Origin of the sequence: Oceanihabitans sediminis (assembly GCF_003337215.1) — a bacterium.
Taxonomy (GTDB): Bacteria; Bacteroidota; Bacteroidia; order Flavobacteriales; family Flavobacteriaceae; genus Oceanihabitans; species Oceanihabitans sediminis.
Genome location: NZ_QPIG01000001.1, coordinates 68623 through 85727, shown reverse-complemented (window position 1 = coordinate 85727; position 17105 = coordinate 68623). Strand labels below are relative to the sequence as shown.

At 32.0% G+C, this 17105-nt stretch carries 15 protein-coding genes; 9 read left to right on the top strand and 6 right to left on the bottom strand.

The features are described from left to right. Window positions 1–56: 56 nt before the first annotated feature. Genes DU428_RS00385 through DU428_RS00370 form a run of 4 tightly spaced genes read right to left on the bottom strand, consistent with a single transcriptional unit; the run spans window position 57 to window position 5057 of the window. Complete coding sequence (locus DU428_RS00385; RefSeq protein ID WP_113965539.1) at window positions 57–476, bottom strand: response regulator; 420 nt, start codon at window positions 474–476, stop codon at window positions 57–59. Further along, on the bottom strand, window positions 473–1987 hold the full coding sequence (locus tag DU428_RS00380) for a sensor histidine kinase (RefSeq protein WP_113965538.1): 1515 nt from the start codon (window positions 1985–1987) through the stop codon (window positions 473–475). The genes DU428_RS00385 and DU428_RS00380 overlap by 4 nt, the downstream gene beginning before the upstream one ends. A gap of 12 nt (window positions 1988–1999) precedes the next feature. Continuing rightward, window positions 2000–3151, bottom strand: coding sequence for an ABC transporter substrate-binding protein (locus DU428_RS00375; protein WP_113965537.1), 1152 nt, complete (start codon window positions 3149–3151; stop codon window positions 2000–2002). Window positions 3152–3209: 58 nt separating this feature from the next. Further along, window positions 3210–5057, bottom strand: coding sequence for a PLP-dependent aminotransferase family protein (locus tag DU428_RS00370; RefSeq protein WP_072348682.1), 1848 nt, complete (start codon window positions 5055–5057; stop codon window positions 3210–3212). A gap of 360 nt (window positions 5058–5417) precedes the next feature. Between DU428_RS00370 and DU428_RS00365 the strand changes: the two genes are divergently transcribed. The 9 genes from DU428_RS00365 (at window position 5418) to DU428_RS00325 (ending at window position 16097) form a co-directional block, all read left to right on the top strand. Further along, entirely contained in the window at window positions 5418–7091 is a 1674-nt protein-coding gene (locus DU428_RS00365; RefSeq protein WP_113965536.1) for a BCCT family transporter, read from the top strand. Window positions 7092–7151: 60 nt separating this feature from the next. Next, window positions 7152–8036, top strand: a complete 885-nt coding sequence (locus tag DU428_RS00360) for a universal stress protein (protein ID WP_072348686.1) — start codon at window positions 7152–7154, stop codon at window positions 8034–8036. A gap of 258 nt (window positions 8037–8294) precedes the next feature. Beyond that, on the top strand, window positions 8295–10322 hold the full coding sequence (locus DU428_RS00355; RefSeq protein ID WP_072348688.1) for a histidine kinase: 2028 nt from the start codon (window positions 8295–8297) through the stop codon (window positions 10320–10322). Between the two features lie 3 nt (window positions 10323–10325). Next, window positions 10326–11084: a LytR/AlgR family response regulator transcription factor gene (locus DU428_RS00350; protein ID WP_113965535.1), complete on the top strand. Its 759-nt coding sequence runs from the start codon at window positions 10326–10328 to the stop codon at window positions 11082–11084. A gap of 280 nt (window positions 11085–11364) precedes the next feature. After that, window positions 11365–12111, top strand: coding sequence for a DUF4412 domain-containing protein (locus DU428_RS00345; RefSeq protein ID WP_243633426.1), 747 nt, complete (start codon window positions 11365–11367; stop codon window positions 12109–12111). A gap of 440 nt (window positions 12112–12551) precedes the next feature. Continuing rightward, complete coding sequence (locus DU428_RS00340; RefSeq protein ID WP_113965534.1) at window positions 12552–13262, top strand: hypothetical protein; 711 nt, start codon at window positions 12552–12554, stop codon at window positions 13260–13262. 277 nt (window positions 13263–13539) lie between these two features. Beyond that, window positions 13540–14310 (top strand): MlaE family ABC transporter permease, encoded by a 771-nt coding sequence (locus tag DU428_RS00335; protein ID WP_113965533.1) that lies wholly within the window; start codon window positions 13540–13542, stop codon window positions 14308–14310. Window positions 14311–14314: 4 nt separating this feature from the next. Next, complete coding sequence (locus DU428_RS00330; RefSeq protein ID WP_113965532.1) at window positions 14315–15094, top strand: ABC transporter ATP-binding protein; 780 nt, start codon at window positions 14315–14317, stop codon at window positions 15092–15094. 16 nt (window positions 15095–15110) lie between these two features. Beyond that, entirely contained in the window at window positions 15111–16097 is a 987-nt protein-coding gene (locus tag DU428_RS00325) for an MlaD family protein (protein WP_113965531.1), read from the top strand. A 30-nt stretch (window positions 16098–16127) separates the two neighbouring features. Here DU428_RS00325 and DU428_RS00320 read toward each other — a convergent pair whose 3' ends face one another. Both DU428_RS00320 and DU428_RS00315 read right to left on the bottom strand, forming a co-directional pair. Then, window positions 16128–16583, bottom strand: coding sequence for a pyridoxamine 5'-phosphate oxidase family protein (locus tag DU428_RS00320; RefSeq protein WP_113965530.1), 456 nt, complete (start codon window positions 16581–16583; stop codon window positions 16128–16130). Between the two features lie 88 nt (window positions 16584–16671). Then, on the bottom strand, window positions 16672–17049 hold the full coding sequence (locus DU428_RS00315; RefSeq protein ID WP_072348705.1) for a hypothetical protein: 378 nt from the start codon (window positions 17047–17049) through the stop codon (window positions 16672–16674). Between the last annotated feature and the right edge of the window lie 56 nt (window positions 17050–17105).

The window sequence follows — 17105 nt, the reverse complement described above, 5'->3', positions numbered from 1 at the left end:
TCGAAATTTAAATTAATATATTTCGAAATATCTTTAAGTTTAATGCTTCTTAATTTTTAAAGAAGGTATTTAGCATGTAATTTTAAAACTAATTCTTTAGTTAACGGTTTATCCATAAAATCTTGAATATAGTTGTTTTCTATAGCTCGTTTCTTGTCGTCTGGATTAAGAGAAGAGGTCAGCATCACGAAAATGTGTTTTCCTTTTTGGCCCTCATCAAGCTTTTCATATTCTTCCATAAACTCAAAGCCATTCATAGCAGGCATATTTATGTCTAGAAAAATTAAATCAGGCTGCGGGAAAGAATCTTCTTTTCCGTTATAATTCCCTTTAGAAGTTAGGTAGTCTAAACCTTCTTGTCCGCTAGTTACCGAATGTACTTTATTGGCCACGCCAGCAATGTTGATGATTATTTCATGATATTCGTTGGTGGCAATATCATCATCAATCAGTAAAATGGTGTTAAATTTTCTCATATTTCATTTAAATCTTTAAATATAGTAAAATAAAAAGTACTGCCTTGGTTTACTTCAGATTCTATCCAAATTTCCCCTTTGTGCATATCTACAATTTTTTTGCATATAGATAGGCCAATTCCTGTTCCTTGGTAATCGTTTCTGTTATGTAGTCTTTGGAAAATAATAAATACCCTTTCATGGAATTTCTTATCCATTCCAATACCATTGTCCTTTACCGAAAACTGCCAGTATTCTCCTTGGTCTTCCACTTGGATTTGTACATGAGGGTCGGTGCCTTCTTTTCTAAATTTTAAACCGTTGTTTATTAAATTCTGAAACAATTGTTTTAGTTCTACTTCTAAGCCGTTTACCGTTGGAAGTACATCATAATCTACTGTAGCATTAGAGTCTTTAATAATTAACTCATGATCGGTTAAAATATCTTTAACTATTTGGTTGAGGTCTACAGTAGTAACGGTTTTTTCTTTTCCAATTTTAGAATAGTCTAATAAATCCTTAATAAGGGTTTTCATTCTTAAGGAAGCATCTTCTACATGCGACATATATTTAGATGCATTATCATCTAATTTGTCTATGTACAATTCTCTTATTAAGCCAACATAGCTAGACATGGTTCTAAGTGGTTCTTGTAAATCATGCGAGGCAACATAAACAAATTGTTCTAATTCTTTATTAACAGATTTTATTTCTTCAATTTGATTTTCTTGTTCATTGAAACTCTTTTTAAGAGCGTTTGCCATGTGGTTGAAATGCTTTCCTAATTCTGCTAGTTCGTTATCCCCTGTAATTTGAACTCGTTCGTCTAAATTTCCTTTACTCATTTTTAGGGCAGCCTTTTTTAATTTAAAAATAGGATCTGAAATGGAGTAAGTGATTTGAAATGTAATGATTAGGGCCAGGATAATTCCAAAAGTTCCGGTAAGCAGAATGATATTTGAAACATTTTTTAAATTTTTAGCTAATTCATTATTATAAGCTTCAAATTCGCGCTTGTAATTAACATTCAGCTGGTTTATATTTTTGTCTATGGAAGCATGTAGAACTAAAATGTCACTCTGATAAATACCTTTTGCCGTATTTAAAAGATCTTGTTGGTTTTTACTATTTTTAAATAAGAGTTTTAATTTTTCAGATATACTTATTAATTTTTCTGTATCTTTAATAAGTTCCTCAATTAATAATTTATCGGGATTTTCAATCGGTATAGATTCTTTTATAGATTTTAGTTCCGCTTCTAAGTAAGCAAGTTCCACATCAATAATTCCTCTAATTCTATTGATGGAGCTAATTCTGTCATCTCCATTTACTCTATTGTTTAATAATAAGGTGAATTCTTTATTAATAGATTCGTAGTGTTTTAAAACAGATAAAGTGGGATTTATTTCAGATTGAAGCGTTTCATACGTTTTGGTTGCGCGGTTAGTAATAACTTGGTTAAGTATTATCTCAGCTGTTAAAATGACAATTAAAACACTAAAGGCTAATATTAATTTATGGCTAATTTTCATTTTGGGGCTGTATTATCTTTTAACTTTAACGATTGGGTTTTCTTTTGAATCGTATTTGTATAAAGAAAAATAAATTCCTTTGGATCCCCCTTCTTTTTTTATTGCGATATTTCCACAAATTCCTTGATAGTAATTTACCTTCAATAGAGACTCTCTTAACCAATCATCAAAAGAACTGTCTACATCTTTACTTTGGTTTATTGTTCTAACTCTACTTAAAACTAAGTTTGTCGCGTCATAGGCTTGCATAGTAGGCCATACAGAAACAGGTTTTTTGTTAAACTGTTTTTCGAAATCTGCCAGAAATTCATTTACTAAGATTCTATTCCCATCAGCAGGAGTAAAGAAAGGATACTCGGTGCCAATTATTGCTCCTTCAGAGTTGTTATAAAATTCCGGGTCTAGTAATACGGTGGAACCAAAAAATGGCGCAGTAATTCCCATGTCTCTAGCCTCTTTCATTGCAAAGCCAAATTCTTTGTAGCCAAAAAACACATAAGCATCGTGCTCTTCGCTTTTTAATTGTTCTAGCTGTTTTTTGAAAGTTGTTTGTCCAACCTCTGTAGGTACTACATGTATTTCTATATTCGCGTTGTCTAAAAGTCTTTCAACTTCTTCTGAAGCACGAGTCATATAAACATTTGGAAACTGAAATAGAGCCACTTTTTTTAAACCTAGCTCAATAATTCTAATAGCAATTAGCCCGTTTGCCTGTTCGGTGTCTTTTGCAACTTGAAAGGTGTTTTTGTTTAAAACATTTAGTTGTTTTCCGTTGTTTAAAGGGTTTACTAAAATGACTCCGTCTTCTAAAATTTTCTCTTGTAGTCTAATATTGCTATTGGTATTACTTACAAAAACTATTTCAACATTATGTTCTTCGCGTAGCTTGTTGTAAACGGGTATTGCATTCTTAGGATTCCATTGGTCATCTTCTATAAACAGGTTTATTTTAGGTTCACCATCTGCGCGGTTTGCGTTGTATTGATCAATAGCTAACTGCATCGCGTTGGAAGGATCTACGCCTAAGTCTACAGCTCTTACAGAAAGCGGACCAATATACCCAATGTTTATTTCTTCAACTTGTTTAGGCCCACAGCTAGAGAGGCTAAGTAGTAAACAAAGGCAGGTTACTAAAGCAGTTGGAATTGATTTTGTTAAATTCATTCTTTTATATACTTAAGCCTCTATAGACTGTTTGTTTTGATGGTTGAAAATAGTTGTTTTATTTTATGGTATCAACAAAGTCTTTAAAAACTTTTTTGTGTAGTTCCATATTTAAGTCGGGGGACAAGGATACTCTTGCAATATAATCTTTATCTCCTTCTTTGGTTGTTCCTTGGGTTGAGGTTGCTGGAATTGTCCAATAACACCCTTTTAACTGACCGTAACTTACACAGTATTTGCTTTCGTTTGGAATTTCAGTAATCATTAAGTTGATTAACTTATGATTTAAAGCTCTTTTGTAGGTTTCTCTTTCTTCTGGGCTATTTCCTTTTGTAGGAAGGTCTAAAGAAAAAACCGAAGGAGTAAACCCTTGTTCTGCTAGTTCTTCGGAAACAAAATTAATTTTCGCCTCTGGTAATGTAGCTTGAATAAAGTTTACATACTCTCTGGTGTTTTTATATGCGTCTATAATTCTTTGATTCATTGAAGGCGTTTGCTCTGCTAATATTTCATATTGAAGTGCTGTAGCCTCGTTATCACAAAGAGTTAGATGTTGTTCAATTTTATCTATTAAAGCATTTGTTTTTGAATTTCCTACACAGTATCCTGCGGTACATTTTCCACCACTTGGAAATTTGGATCCACTAGCAAATGAAATAGTTCTAATGGTTGAAAGTATTTCTCCCTCCCCTAAAAAGTGCACATTCGGACAAAAAGTTTGGTCTAAGATAAAAACAGGATCTATAGCAGTTTCTCCATTTGCTGTTTTTCTTTCTTTGCTTAAAGCTTCTTTTAAAGCTATAAGATTTGGAACTTCTACTCTTGGGTTTGTAGGGATTTCTGCAATGATATAAGGAATTGCATTTTCTGCAGCAACTTTTGTTAAAACCTTTTCAATACTCTGAACCATGTCGTTGTCGCCATCTACAGGTAAATCTACAATTTCTACATTGTCAATGCAGGCAGTAACACGTCTAGCTTGATCGTTGGTTCCACCATAACAGTTTGGTGGTACAATAAACTTGATATCTTTTCCTTTATGATTTTCAAGAGCATCATGCACAAGTCCCATCATAATGGCATATTGAATAGATAATCCGCTAGATGCAACCAAAGCTTTTGTATTGGTTCCTGTAATTTTATTTATAGATTCTAGAACAAGTGCTTTGTTTGTTTTTTTGTTGTTTGCTGGTATTTCAATAGAAGTATTTGTAGCTAATGATTTAAGTGCAATATGACAATTAGCAGGTGTCATAGCAATAGTTTCTCTTCTTCTTACATGTTGAATATCGGAAACATAGTGCGCATTCTCTTTTCCGTTGATAATTAAAACACTTCCAAGATCGGAATGAAGGTTTACGTAGAAATCAATATTAGGGTTTAGACTTGTTTTATTAATTTCATTTTGTTCTGAAACTAAAACCGTGCTTCCGTTGTATTTTGAAACATCTTCGGTGCTTTCAATCTGTTTCAGTTCAAAATTATAACCGTAAACGCTTTTAAGTACCTCAGCATCAAAAATATTTGGTAATTCGCCAGTGTACAGAATTTGTGTGTTTTTCTTTTCAAATAAATTCTTTCTTAGAATCGCTATAACAGGAATTGTTTTAGAAGAAAAACTAATTACGTTGTTAGGGTGTAGCTTAAGTGATTTTGCAATTACCCATTCTAATACACAAGATAAAGGATGGCCTAAACGAATATAATCGTAGGCTGTTGGTAATTCTGCTAGGGCAGAAGTTTCTGTGTTGCTATTGTTATATAGGTTTTCAAATTGCTCTAAAAATTGGGTTTTGGCCAATTCTTCATTATAAATATCTAAACGATGTGTTGTCGTGCTTAGCCAACCGTTTGGCATGTTGTTTAATACATCTTTTATAAAATTCAGCATTTTGTTTTGTTCCATAGTTTATTCGTTAAATATAGCTGCAAGATACGTTAATCTAGTTTATTATTAATCTAGCAAGTGCTTCTCTTTATATAGTTATTATCTATATGCTATTAGGGAATTTCAATGTGAATATTTGCAAAATAGCTTATTAAGTGTTATCCTTTCCGATGTTGTATAAATATAATAAATATGAATTGTCTACAGCATAGGTTTAAAAAAAAGCAGATAGCAAGTTTGTTTTTGCTAAGGTGAATCAGCAATACAAGTGTAAAAGCTATTGTTGTTAATTTCAGCATTTTTATACAAACACCCTATAAGATTTTCTTCCTGTTTTTTAAAACAGGAGTTTTCACTTAATAAATAAACTAATATTATATGTCGATTAAAGTTACTAGAAAAGAAAGTGCTTCAAAGTTTCTTGGCTTGGTTGTAAATAAAACGGTATTCTTTGCAGCTATTGCGGCTGTTGTTTTTAGCGTTGGATTTACCCTGATTTTTCAGGAACAAGCAGATTATTATTTTGGAATTGCACAAACTGCAGTGTCTGCACATGGAGGTTGGATTTACACCTTGTCTGTAAACTTATTTATAGTTTTTTGTTTGTATATGGCCTTTGGTAAATATGGAGGTATACGAATAGGAGGAAGTAGCGCTAAACCCGAGTTTAGTTTGTGGGCATGGTTTGCCATGTTGTTTAGTGCCGGTATTGGTAACGGATTGGTGCTTTTTAGTATTGCAGATCCAGTAAGAGATTTTTTAAATCCGCCACGATTAGCAGGAGAAGAACCTGCTCTTATTGCTCAAGAGGCTATTAACTTTTCCTTTTTACATCATGGTATTCATGGTTGGGCTATCTATTCGGTAGTAGGGCTTTCTTTAGCATATTTTACTTTTAATAGAAAGATGCCACTGACCTTGCGTTCGGTTTTTTATCCAATTTTAGGAAATAGAATTCACGGTTGGATGGGAGACCTTATAGATATTATGGCGGTAATTACTACTTTGTTCGGACTAGCAACAACTATAGGTTTTGGAGTAGGACAAATTAACTCCGGATTTACTCATGTGTTTGGGGTTCCTAGTTCGCTTTTTTATCAAGTTGTTATCATTATTTGTGTAACATTAGCGGCAACGCTTTCTGCATTTAGTGGTGTAAATAAAGGGGTGCAAATGTTAAGTAAATTGAACGTAAGAGTGGCTTCAGCTATTTTCTTGTTAGTACTTATTTTAGGGCCAACTACCTTTATTTTTAAATCTTATATTCAAAACATTGGAAGTTACTTAGTGCATTTTGTAGATATGTCAACTTGGACGGAAGCTTTACGTGGAACCGATTGGCAAAAAACAAGAACCATCATGTATTGGGGATGGTGGATTTCATGGTCACCTTTCGTAGGGACATTTATAGCTCGTATTTCAAAGGGTAGAACCATTAAGGAGTTTGTTCTTTGTGTGTTAATCCTACCTGCTTTAGTTACTTTCTTGTGGTTTAGTGCTTTTGGAGGAATTACCATGAGAGATATTCTTGGTGGAGATACAGCAATGATTGCTGCGGTAAATGATAATATTTCTACAGCACTTTATGTGTTCTTCGATAAGTTCCCGCTAGCAATATTATTGAAAGTTTTAGGAGTGGTGCTTATTTGTAGTTTTATTATTACTTCGGCCGATTCTGGAGCTTTAGTAGTCGATAGTATTACATCTGGAGGTAAAATGAAAACGCCTAAATTTCAAAGAGTAATTTGGGCTGTAGCCATTGGTGTTATTGCTTCGGTTTTAATGTATGGAGGAGGATTAAACGCCCTACAAACGGTAGTGACTATTTCTGGATTGCCATTTGCAATTCTGCTCGTCATGATGTGCTTTTCTTTGTTTAGAGGAGTGAAGGAAGATCACGAAAAAGCAGAACGAAAAGAAAAACTTTTAGAGCGTGAAACGTATAGGAAAAACATTCTTCAACTTGTAAACAAAGAAAGAGAAGAAAAAAATCTTAAAAAGATTGATCGAGAATCCGATACCGGTAAAAAGCCAAATATAACCGACTTATAGAGCTTTAAGTTCCGGAAATACAAAGATTAGAATTATATTTAAAAAGCAAATTTAGAGGACATGTCAAAGAAAATAAATTTAGATAACGAGTTAAAATTGATGGTGGCTTTAGACTTAACCGAGATGGATGCTATTTTATTAAAGTACGTTAGCTTTCTTTGTGAAGTGTGGAATATTGAGCACTTATATTTCACCCATAATATCAAACAATATAAACTTTATGACTTATACGATGAGTTTTTAGAAGAAGGAATCACTGTTGAAGATATAGTAGATAGAGAAATTGAAAGAACTGTAGAGAAACATTATACAGCTTCTGTTCCGCATACCGTGCTAATTACTTCAGATGATTATACCGAAAGTATCTTAACGCATCTTGCCAAAGAATACAAGATTGACATCGTGGTAACGGGTAATAAAGATGAATTACAAGGAACCGGAGCTTTGAGTCAGAAGTTAGTTAGAATGTTAGATGCACACGTTTTATTAGTTCCAGAAGAAGCGAAACATAGATTTGAAAGAGTTTTAGTTCCTACGGATTTTAGTGCTGCATCTTCAAGGTGTTTCACGGTAGCGAAAAGCTTAGTAGAACGTTCAGGAGGAGTTATTGAAGGTTTACATGTGTATAATATTCCTTCGGTTTTCTTCCCGTATATCAATACAGAAAAAGCTATTGATAAAACAAAACGCCATTTACAGGAGAAGGTAAAACAATTCCGAAAGAAATTTAAACTACCAGAAAATATACCTTTCAAATATACCGATAGAGAAGAGCTTTCTGTTGTTGAGGTTATTGAATTACATGCAGAAAAAGGTGATTTTGATATTGTGGTGGTTTCTGCAAGAGGAGGAAATAATATTACATCACTATTTATAGGAAGCGTAACCAATGATCTATTAATTAGAAACAGAGATATGCCTTTGTTAGTTGTGCGTAGGCAATAGTCTTGTTTCTGTTTTTAGCTTAAAAAAGCCTCTCTAGAATTTGTTTTTGGAGAGGCTTTTTACATTTAAATACAGTTTCGATACAGTTTGTTTAGTACATGATATTTTAAAAGGAATAAAGCTATTTCAGTTTTTTTAGGAATAATACGTAATCAATTTAATTATAAATCCTATTAAAGCTACCAAATACTAAATGAAAGTGACTGAATTCTAAAAGACAGAGAAGGTTTCAAATAAGATTGGTATTTTTGTTAGAACATGAAAACCAATGTTTTAATATTTTGTTTGTTCATATTTGGCTTAACTAGCCTTAATGGGCAGATTGTGGCCGATTCTATACCGTATAAACTAGAGTTGCTTGCAAATGAAAATGTTAAGGTGCTACGTGCTGACAAGGAAACGTCTTTTGAAAATATAAGACAAAAAACCTCATGGTTGTCATACGATTCCTTGTACAAGCCAGAACTAGATACAAGTATTTGGCTTCAGTTTATAATAGAAAATACTTCTCAAAAACCTACTGAAATTTACTTGTATAGTTTAGAGGATTATATAACGGTTTATGTTGAAAATGATCGAAGCTTTAAGGAACTCAAGAATGGTGTTTTGGTGCCCTTGTCAGAGAGAGCAAATAAATCAGAACACTTTTTTACACCTTTAGGAATTGGGCCTCAAGAAAAATCTATAGTCTATATCAAACTTGAAACAAATAGCGGAAAGGCTATAGGTTCACCAGTTATTTATTCTGAAAGAGGATATTGGGAATTCTCAAGAAACCTCTATAAAGAAGAGGAATCTGCTATTGGGTTTTTATACTTATATATAGTTTCTTTGATTACCATTTTTGTATTTACACTGGTTTTTTGGATTCGTTTAAGTGAAAAACTTTATTTCTATTATTTAGGTTATTTGTTTTTTCAATTGGTTTATGGTTTTCTAGTACTTAAGGGAACTATGTCGCCGTTTGGTGATTTTATTAATGAAGCTCCTGTACTTGTAAACAATCTAATGGAACCTGTGCAATTTATATTTATAGGGTTTTATGTCTTTTTTATTCAACAACTCCTTGTAGTAAAAAAGTATGATAAACTACTAGAAAGAATACTTTATTACTTGGGGTTATTCTGTTTTTTGTATGCCATAACAAATTTTGTTTTTAGCCATTTACTATTAGATGCTAAGTATATGGAGCAAATGTTTTTGCTTGTTCGGTTTGTAATTCTACCTATTAATTTTATTTTAATTATCTGGATTATTTATAAAGTAAAACATCCTTTACTAATATATTTTATAGTAGGGCAGACCTTCTTTTTTGTGGGTGCAATACTTAGTACATATCTGTCTATTAATAATGTACATCTTATTCCTGGGCATATTTTTAATTTTACCGAGTCACTAAATATTGTGTTTCAAGTAGGACTGTTAGCTGAAGTGTATTGTTTTTCATTGGCCTTAGGGAAAAATGTTTTTTTACTTCAAAAAGAAAAGGAGGAAATCAATGTAGAGTTGATAAAACAGCTAAAAGAAAATCAAGAGATTCAGGAACGTATGAATCGTAAACTTGATAAAAAAGTTAGTCAAAAAAGCTATGAATTACTCCAGCTTTATTCAGAAATAGAGAAAGAAAGAGAGCAAAAAACTAAAGATGACTTTAATAAAAAACTAAAGGAAACAGAAATGATAGCTTTGCGCTCGCAAATGAATCCGCATTTCATTTTTAATAGTATGAATGCTATTAAGAGTTTGATTATGACTTCTAGAAATGAGGATGCAATAACGTATCTAGACGATTTTTCAAGCTTATTACGAAGTATCTTATACAATAGTAATCTGAAAAAAATAACAGTGGAGGAAGAACTTGAAATCTTAGAACTATATCTTTCCTTAGAACAAAGTAGAATGGGAAAAGAGTTTGTTTATTTTATTGAAGTAGCTTCTAAAGAAGCACTTTCACAATACAGTATTCCTCCTTTGCTTTTGCAACCTATTGTTGAAAATGCTATTTGGCACGGACTTCAACCTAGCTTAAAATCATTAAAAAAACTAACAATTACTTTTGATACAACTGAAAATTTAAAAATAATTATTGAAGACAATGGTGTAGGTAGAGAAGCAAGTGCTAAAAAGAAAAAATTACACACTTCTAAGGGGACATCCATAGTTCATGACCGACTAAAATGGTACAACTTCCTCAATGATTATAAAATTTATTTGACAATTACAGATCTAGTTGAGGTAGATGGAAGCTCTTTAGGAACAAGAATAACATTAACATATGATCATTAAGCTATGACGAAAATTATTATAATAGACGATGAAACACATTGTATAAATGTGCTTGAAAATTTAATAAGTAAGATAAACCCTAATTATAAGGTGGTAGGTACTTTTACAAACCCTCTCTTGGGCTTAGAATTTATTAAGAATAATAAACCGGATTTATTATTTCTAGATATTGAAATGCCTAATCTTAATGGTTTTGCATTATTGGATCATATCCTTCCTATAGACTTTGATATTATATTCACAACGGCTTACGATCAATATGCTATTAAAGCTTTCCAATATAGTGCCATTAATTACCTTCTAAAACCAATCACCGAAAAAAACATTGTAAAAGCAATCTCATCTTGGGAAAAGAGACGTAATAAAACTAGTGATAAGCAATGGCGATTGCTACAAGAGCATTTAAATAAAACAGATAATGCACCCTCGCAAATAGCTTTACCAACAGGAGTCGGTTATCAAATTGTGGATGTTGAAAACATAGTAAGATGTCAATCAGATAATAATTATACAAACATATTCTGTAATCAGGAGAAGAGAGTTTTAATTAGTAGAACATTAAAAGAAATCGAAGCACTTTTATCTGTACATAATTTTATTCGGGTACATCAATCTCATTTAATAAACCCTAAATATGTAAAAGGAATTCTTAAACAAGATGGAGGGAGCTTAATAATGAAGGATAATGCCGAAATACCAGTGTCTAGGCAAAAAACCAAACAGATTAACGATATATTAGAAACGATGCTAAGATTTAAGTAAATAAATTTTTAATTGATATCTAGTTCCTTAAAATACTTTCTATAATAATTATCACAGTTTATATACTAATTCTAACTCATCACAACCAAATTCTAACTAAGGGTTGTTGTATAACTATTTGATTGATAGGTTTGTAATTGTTTAAATATTAAAAAGAACAATTATGAAAAAGATATATCTATTACCATTGTTAGTTTTTTTGTCCCTTGTTTTTGTCGCTCCACTACATGCGCAACGTGGATTAATTAAGCGTCAAATAAAGAATAAAGTGCGTGAAGATATGAAAGAAAAGCACGCCGAACCGCAACGTGAGAAAGGTCGAAAAGCTCTTGAAGACATTACTTATGAAAATGATACTCGCTACCCTGTTCCAAACAATCCTGTAAAAGCAACCTTGGCACTGGAGATGAAAACCTTCAAGAAAAATGGAAAACTAAAAGAAACAACAACCACTAAAATGGTTTTTGGTGATACCGGTGAGTGCTTAATTAATAATGAAGGAAGTAAAGATGAGTCAAGAATGCTATTCGATTATAAAGCTGCGGCGCTTTATATGCTAAATACTCAAGATAAAATAGCTACAAAAATGCCTATGATTAACTTTCAGAAGATGGCAGAAAAATTGGCGGGAGACCAACTTTATATAGAAGATGAAAATGGAAAGTGGGAGCGAACAAACGAGGTGAAGCAAATTCATGGTAAAAGTTGTAGAAAGTACATTTACTTCAATAGTAAAGAAAAAACAAAAATGCATGCATGGGTTACTAAAGATATAAGCATTGATTTAAGTGGAAATCATCTTTTTGGCGGACAGATTCAGGATTTTTCAAGTGGTACGTCAGCAACAACTACACGAAAAATAGATGAAAATTTCCCAGAGGGCTTGATGGTAAGAAGTGTTCATTTTGAGAAAAACAATGATACTCCAAGTGTACAGATGGACCTAATTACTGTAGATAAAACCTCAGATCCAAAATATTTTGATCTTAGTGGATATGAAATTCATGATGTTTTGAGTAAGCTTTAACAAACAAAGCTATTCTTTGCTTTCAAAACATTCTTGTAGTTATGAATACAGTTATATGTAAAGTTATTAAGTTTTCAAATCATATAGCATTTGAGTCAAGTACAGAAACCAAAAGTATAAACAATGTTAAAATACTCATTGAGTAAAACCATCTTATTTGAAATTAGTCAAGAAAGCATTTTGTATTCAACTACAAAGTGCTTTTTTTATTTCTAATTTGTAGCTAATGTCTTTGAAAATTAGTTTGTTGTGAGGTTCGTGCGATTTGAATGTGTTTTTCAAGTATTCAGGTCTAGATATTCATTTTATTAATAAAGAAAATGAATACTAACTCATATCCCTCAAATACTATATGGTATATGCTAAATACTAAATTGGGGTTTGGTGATGGGGTTAATGTGTTAGTTTTGAAATAGTTATTAATTAAAAAAATCAAAAAAATGTACTTAACAAAATGTAACATTAACTTTAAAACTTTATTCTACTTAATATTTATAGGCTTTATTTTTACTAGCTGCAGTAGTGATGATGACGCTGTAGCAATTAATCAAGCACCAAATGACTTTGTCTTAGAACAAGTGGCCGATGGTGTAGATTTACAGCCTCAATTAACTTGGCAAAGTGCAACAGATCCTGATGGAGATGCTGTAACCTATCAAGTTTATTTAGATACACAAAATCCGCCATTAACATCGATTACGAATAATCTTGGAGTAAATGCTTATGGCGTTCAGGAGGAATTAATTCCTGAAACAACTTATTACTGGATGGTAGTAGCTAAGGATTCTAGCGGAAATACAACAAATAGTAATATAGGTTCCTTTACTACTCGTGATTTTACTACAGAAGAATTGCTACAAAATATATGGTTTATGTATTCAGTAAATGGTGAGGTGGAAACAGAATGTAATCAATTAACTAATGTTGAGTTCACTTCGGGCATGTTATATGAGGAAGCAGTGTATGATCTAGTCGATAATGGAAATTGTGAGGTTTCATATTATATGCTAGGCACTTATAATTTTACAGATAATAGTAATTTAAGTATTGATTTTGGAGAATATGTTGAAGTATGGGAAATATTATCTATAACACAAACGGAGTTAATGGTTGTTGTTAATAATGACAATACTTTGGTTCTTAAGAGATAGTGGTTTTTTCTTCTGATATGAAATAGTTGAACTAGTTTGAGTTAAATTACTAGAAAACTAAAATTATATATAAAAAGTTAACTATAGAATATTATAACCTTAAAAGACTTCTGTTTTCAGAAGTCTTTTTTTATACAAGCTCCATTTTGAAGGTTATTTTCCTGAATAGATAGATGATTCTTGCTGTTTTTTCCTAAAAACTTAGGATTAAAATACTCATTTGTATCAATTTAATAGTTAACTTAACTAATTATAATTTTAGTTTAAACTTTTGAAAATGAGTGAGTCAGGTGGAATAAAGTCTTTTTTTGTTGAAATTGGCGAACTAAGCTTATTTGCTACACGTTTTTTTAAAGAGCTATTTTCAAGACCTTTTGAAACCAAAGAGTTATTAAATCAATGTTTTAATATAGGCTACCGTTCGCTGCTGTTAGTTAGTGTCACGGGTTTTATAATTGGTTTGGTTCTAACCATGCAAACAAGACCAACATTAGAAGATTTTGGAGCAGAATCTTGGATGCCCTCTATGGTAAGCTTATCTATTATTAGAGAGATAGGTCCGGTAATTATAGCTTTAACCTTTGCTGGCAGAATTGCTTCAGGTATAGGAGCAGAGTTAGGTTCTATGCGAGTAACCGAGCAGATTGATGCTATGGAAGTATCAGGAACCAATCCCTTTAAATTTTTAGTGGTTACTAGAATTCTTGCAGCTACCTTAATGTTGCCACTTTTAGTGCTTTTAGGAGATGCTATTGCGCTTTTCGGGTCTTATATTGTAGAAAACCTTAAAGGAGATGTTTCCTTTGTGCTTTATTTTAATAAGGTCTTCGATGCATTGTCGTTTAGCGATATTCTTCCGGCAACGATTAAAACTTTTTTTTTCGGATTTGCTATTGCGCTAGTTGGTTGCTTTAAAGGATATAATTGCGAAAAAGGAACCGTTGGTGTTGGTGCAGCAGCAAATGCAGCAGTAGTATATTCATCAATGCTTTTATTTGTTATCGATTTTGTTGCTGTTTTTGTTACCGATATATTTTTCGAACTGTAATATTATGAATACGAATCTAAACATATCACATTCTCATGAAGTAAAAAGTCCTAGACGTCTCATGTTAGAGATTAAAGACTTAAGAAAAAGTTTTGGAAAAAACCATGTTTTAAACGGCTTCCATTTAGCATTATATAAAGGAGAAAACTTGGTTATTATGGGGAAATCTGGCTCTGGAAAATCGGTGATGATAAAATGCTTGGTTGGTTTATTGCAAGCAGATTCCGGAAGTATTAAAATCATGGATCAAGAAATAAACACCTTAAATCAATCAGATTTAGATACACTTCGAACCGAGATTGGTTTTCTCTTTCAAGGAAGCGCTTTGTATGATTCCATGACTGTAAGAGAGAATTTAGAATTCCCTTTAAGACGTCATAAAAGTAAAATGGATGCAGATACTTCTATTTCAGAATTAGTAAATAACGCACTAGAAGATGTTGGATTATTGCACACTATAGACCTCATGCCTGCAGAACTTTCTGGAGGAATGAAACGTAGAGTTGCACTTGCAAGAACCTTGATATTAAAACCGAAAATAATTTTATACGATGAGCCAACCAGTGGCTTAGATCCTATAACTTCTAAAGAAATTATTGAGTTAATGCGACGTATTCAGGGGCAGTATAAAACATCCTCTTTAATTATAACTCACGATATAGATTGTGCACGTGTAGTTTCAGAACGAATTCTTTTACTGGTAGATGGTATCAATTATGTCGAAGGTACTTTCGCAGAATTATCTACTTCCAAAGATCCACAAGTAAAAGCATTTTTTAAGTAAAAAAATATAGCATATTATGAAAAAATCAACCAATCAGAAACTAAAGTTAGGTGTATTTGTAATCCTTGGTTCGCTTATTTTTATTACTGCAATTTACTTTATAGGCGAACGCCAAAATATATTTGCAAAAACATTTACCATAGGCTCCAATTTTAATAATGTAAACGGATTAATGAAAGGAAATAACGTAAGGTATTCCGGAATTAACGTAGGGACCGTTAAGGATATAACTATGGTTAATGATTCTACAATTAACGTGAGCATGTTTATAGAAGAAAGAATGCAAACGCATATTAAAAAGAATGCCATTGCAACAATTGGTTCAGATGGTTTGGTAGGAAATATGATTGTAAATATTATTCCTGGATCGGGAACTGCAGAAATTATTTCAGACGGAGATACCATCAAGTCTTATTCGAAAATTGGAACTAACGAAATGCTTAACACCTTAAATACCACCAATGAAAATGCCGCTTTACTAACCTCAAAATTATTAGATATTGCGAATGAAATTACTAGCGGAAAAGGAACTCTAGGAATGCTGATAAACGACACAATAGCTTCCAACGATTTAAAGCAAACTATTAATTATCTTAAACTGGCCAGTTTGGAAGCCAATAAAACTATTGTAGAAATAAACGCACTTGTTGCTAATGTAGATATGGAAAATAGTGTTGCAGGTGTTATGTTGAATAATGAAGCCGAAGCACAAAAAGTAAAGGATATGATCACCAATTTAAATCAATCAAGTCAGGATATAAAATTGGTAATAGATAATTTAAACGAAACCATTACCAAATTTAAGGAGGGAGATGGTGCATTAAATTATATAACAACGGATAAAGAATTGGTTGAAAGTTTAAAAGCATCTATGGAGAATATTAATGAAGGTACAGATAAGTTTAATCAAAATATGGAAGCTTTAAAACACAACTTCTTAACTCGAGGTTATTTTAGAAAACTAGAGCGACAAGAAAAAAGAGCTGCTAAAAAGCAAGATTAAATCATAATCTATTTATGTTTACGGTATTAGTTACTTCAACCTTTTCCTTCCTGTAATTTCCTTTATTTTAATTGTAAACACAATAGGAACTTCTTCGTTATAAATTTTACTAGAAAACTCACTTATGAAATCTGGTTTGTGATGTTCTTTTTTAGTAATAATATTTTTTACACCTAAGGAAAATTGATGTAAATAAGATTTTGCTGCACTTGCAAAATGTAATTCAAAATCCCCATGAACAAGAACAGATCTCCAATCGATTACAGAATCTATATCTGCAACTTGTAAGGAAACAGCATTGTTTTTTCTCATTGCATTCATTTTGTGTCCGTCTCCAGAGTAACAAATAATAATGTTTTTTTCTTTGTCAAAGTAATATGTAATAGGAACTACAAAAGGTTTGTCTTGAGAGATGTATCCTAAATTTCCTATGTAATTATTCTCTAAAATATAATCTATTTCCCTTTGTTCTAAGTTTGTAATCATGGTATGCTAATTTGTTGTTTTCGTTTTCAATATAAGTAATAAAAATATGTGTTTCTATGATATTAATCAGTTTGAATTATTAGTTCCATTATTTCTTTAGTTCTATTTCTAGCTTAGCTAGTAGGATTAATTCCGATTTGTTTCTGCTAGAAAAGCTACTAGCAATAGCATTGCAAGTATGCAGAATAAGTCTGTTAATAGACTTAGTAAACAAGTGATGTTCTTCATTTTTAAAGTTTATAAAGTCAGAAAATAGCTTGTCAATGTTTTGGTTGTCTTCGTTTTTTAAGTTGTTAAACGTAGCGGTAATCAGTTTTAAATCATCATGGTTGGCCAAATCCATAGCTTTCCAATCAGATTCAATAACTTCTTTTAAAGCCAATATTTCCATATCGTCAATATTTTTATCTGCTGCAGCAATTGCATAAAATAACTTTCCTAAATTTTTAAAGAATAAGGTGCTCATAAAATAGTTCTACTTCTTGTGGTTATCTAAAGATAAGTCAAAGTTAGTTAGGGAAG

What these genes read in the sequence shown, in the direction of transcription:
- DU428_RS00345 (WP_243633426.1), top strand. Translation starts at nt 11,365, where the DNA reads ATGAAAGAAAAGCACGCCGAACCGCAACGTGAGAAAGGTCGAAAAGCT.
- DU428_RS00360 (WP_072348686.1), top strand. Translation starts at nt 7,152, where the DNA reads ATGTCAAAGAAAATAAATTTAGATAACGAGTTAAAATTGATGGTGGCT.
- DU428_RS00350 (WP_113965535.1), top strand. Translation starts at nt 10,326, where the DNA reads ATGACGAAAATTATTATAATAGACGATGAAACACATTGTATAAATGTG.
- DU428_RS00320 (WP_113965530.1), bottom strand. Translation starts at nt 16,583, where the DNA reads ATGATTACAAACTTAGAACAAAGGGAAATAGATTATATTTTAGAGAAT.
- DU428_RS00355 (WP_072348688.1), top strand. Translation starts at nt 8,295, where the DNA reads ATGAAAACCAATGTTTTAATATTTTGTTTGTTCATATTTGGCTTAACT.
- DU428_RS00365 (WP_113965536.1), top strand. Translation starts at nt 5,418, where the DNA reads ATGTCGATTAAAGTTACTAGAAAAGAAAGTGCTTCAAAGTTTCTTGGC.
- DU428_RS00380 (WP_113965538.1), bottom strand. Translation starts at nt 1,987, where the DNA reads ATGAAAATTAGCCATAAATTAATATTAGCCTTTAGTGTTTTAATTGTC.
- DU428_RS00370 (WP_072348682.1), bottom strand. Translation starts at nt 5,057, where the DNA reads ATGGAACAAAACAAAATGCTGAATTTTATAAAAGATGTATTAAACAAC.
- DU428_RS00330 (WP_113965532.1), top strand. Translation starts at nt 14,315, where the DNA reads ATGAATACGAATCTAAACATATCACATTCTCATGAAGTAAAAAGTCCT.
- DU428_RS00325 (WP_113965531.1), top strand. Translation starts at nt 15,111, where the DNA reads ATGAAAAAATCAACCAATCAGAAACTAAAGTTAGGTGTATTTGTAATC.
- DU428_RS00385 (WP_113965539.1), bottom strand. Translation starts at nt 476, where the DNA reads ATGAGAAAATTTAACACCATTTTACTGATTGATGATGATATTGCCACC.
- DU428_RS00335 (WP_113965533.1), top strand. Translation starts at nt 13,540, where the DNA reads ATGAGTGAGTCAGGTGGAATAAAGTCTTTTTTTGTTGAAATTGGCGAA.
- DU428_RS00375 (WP_113965537.1), bottom strand. Translation starts at nt 3,151, where the DNA reads ATGAATTTAACAAAATCAATTCCAACTGCTTTAGTAACCTGCCTTTGT.
- DU428_RS00340 (WP_113965534.1), top strand. Translation starts at nt 12,552, where the DNA reads ATGTACTTAACAAAATGTAACATTAACTTTAAAACTTTATTCTACTTA.
- DU428_RS00315 (WP_072348705.1), bottom strand. Translation starts at nt 17,049, where the DNA reads ATGAGCACCTTATTCTTTAAAAATTTAGGAAAGTTATTTTATGCAATT.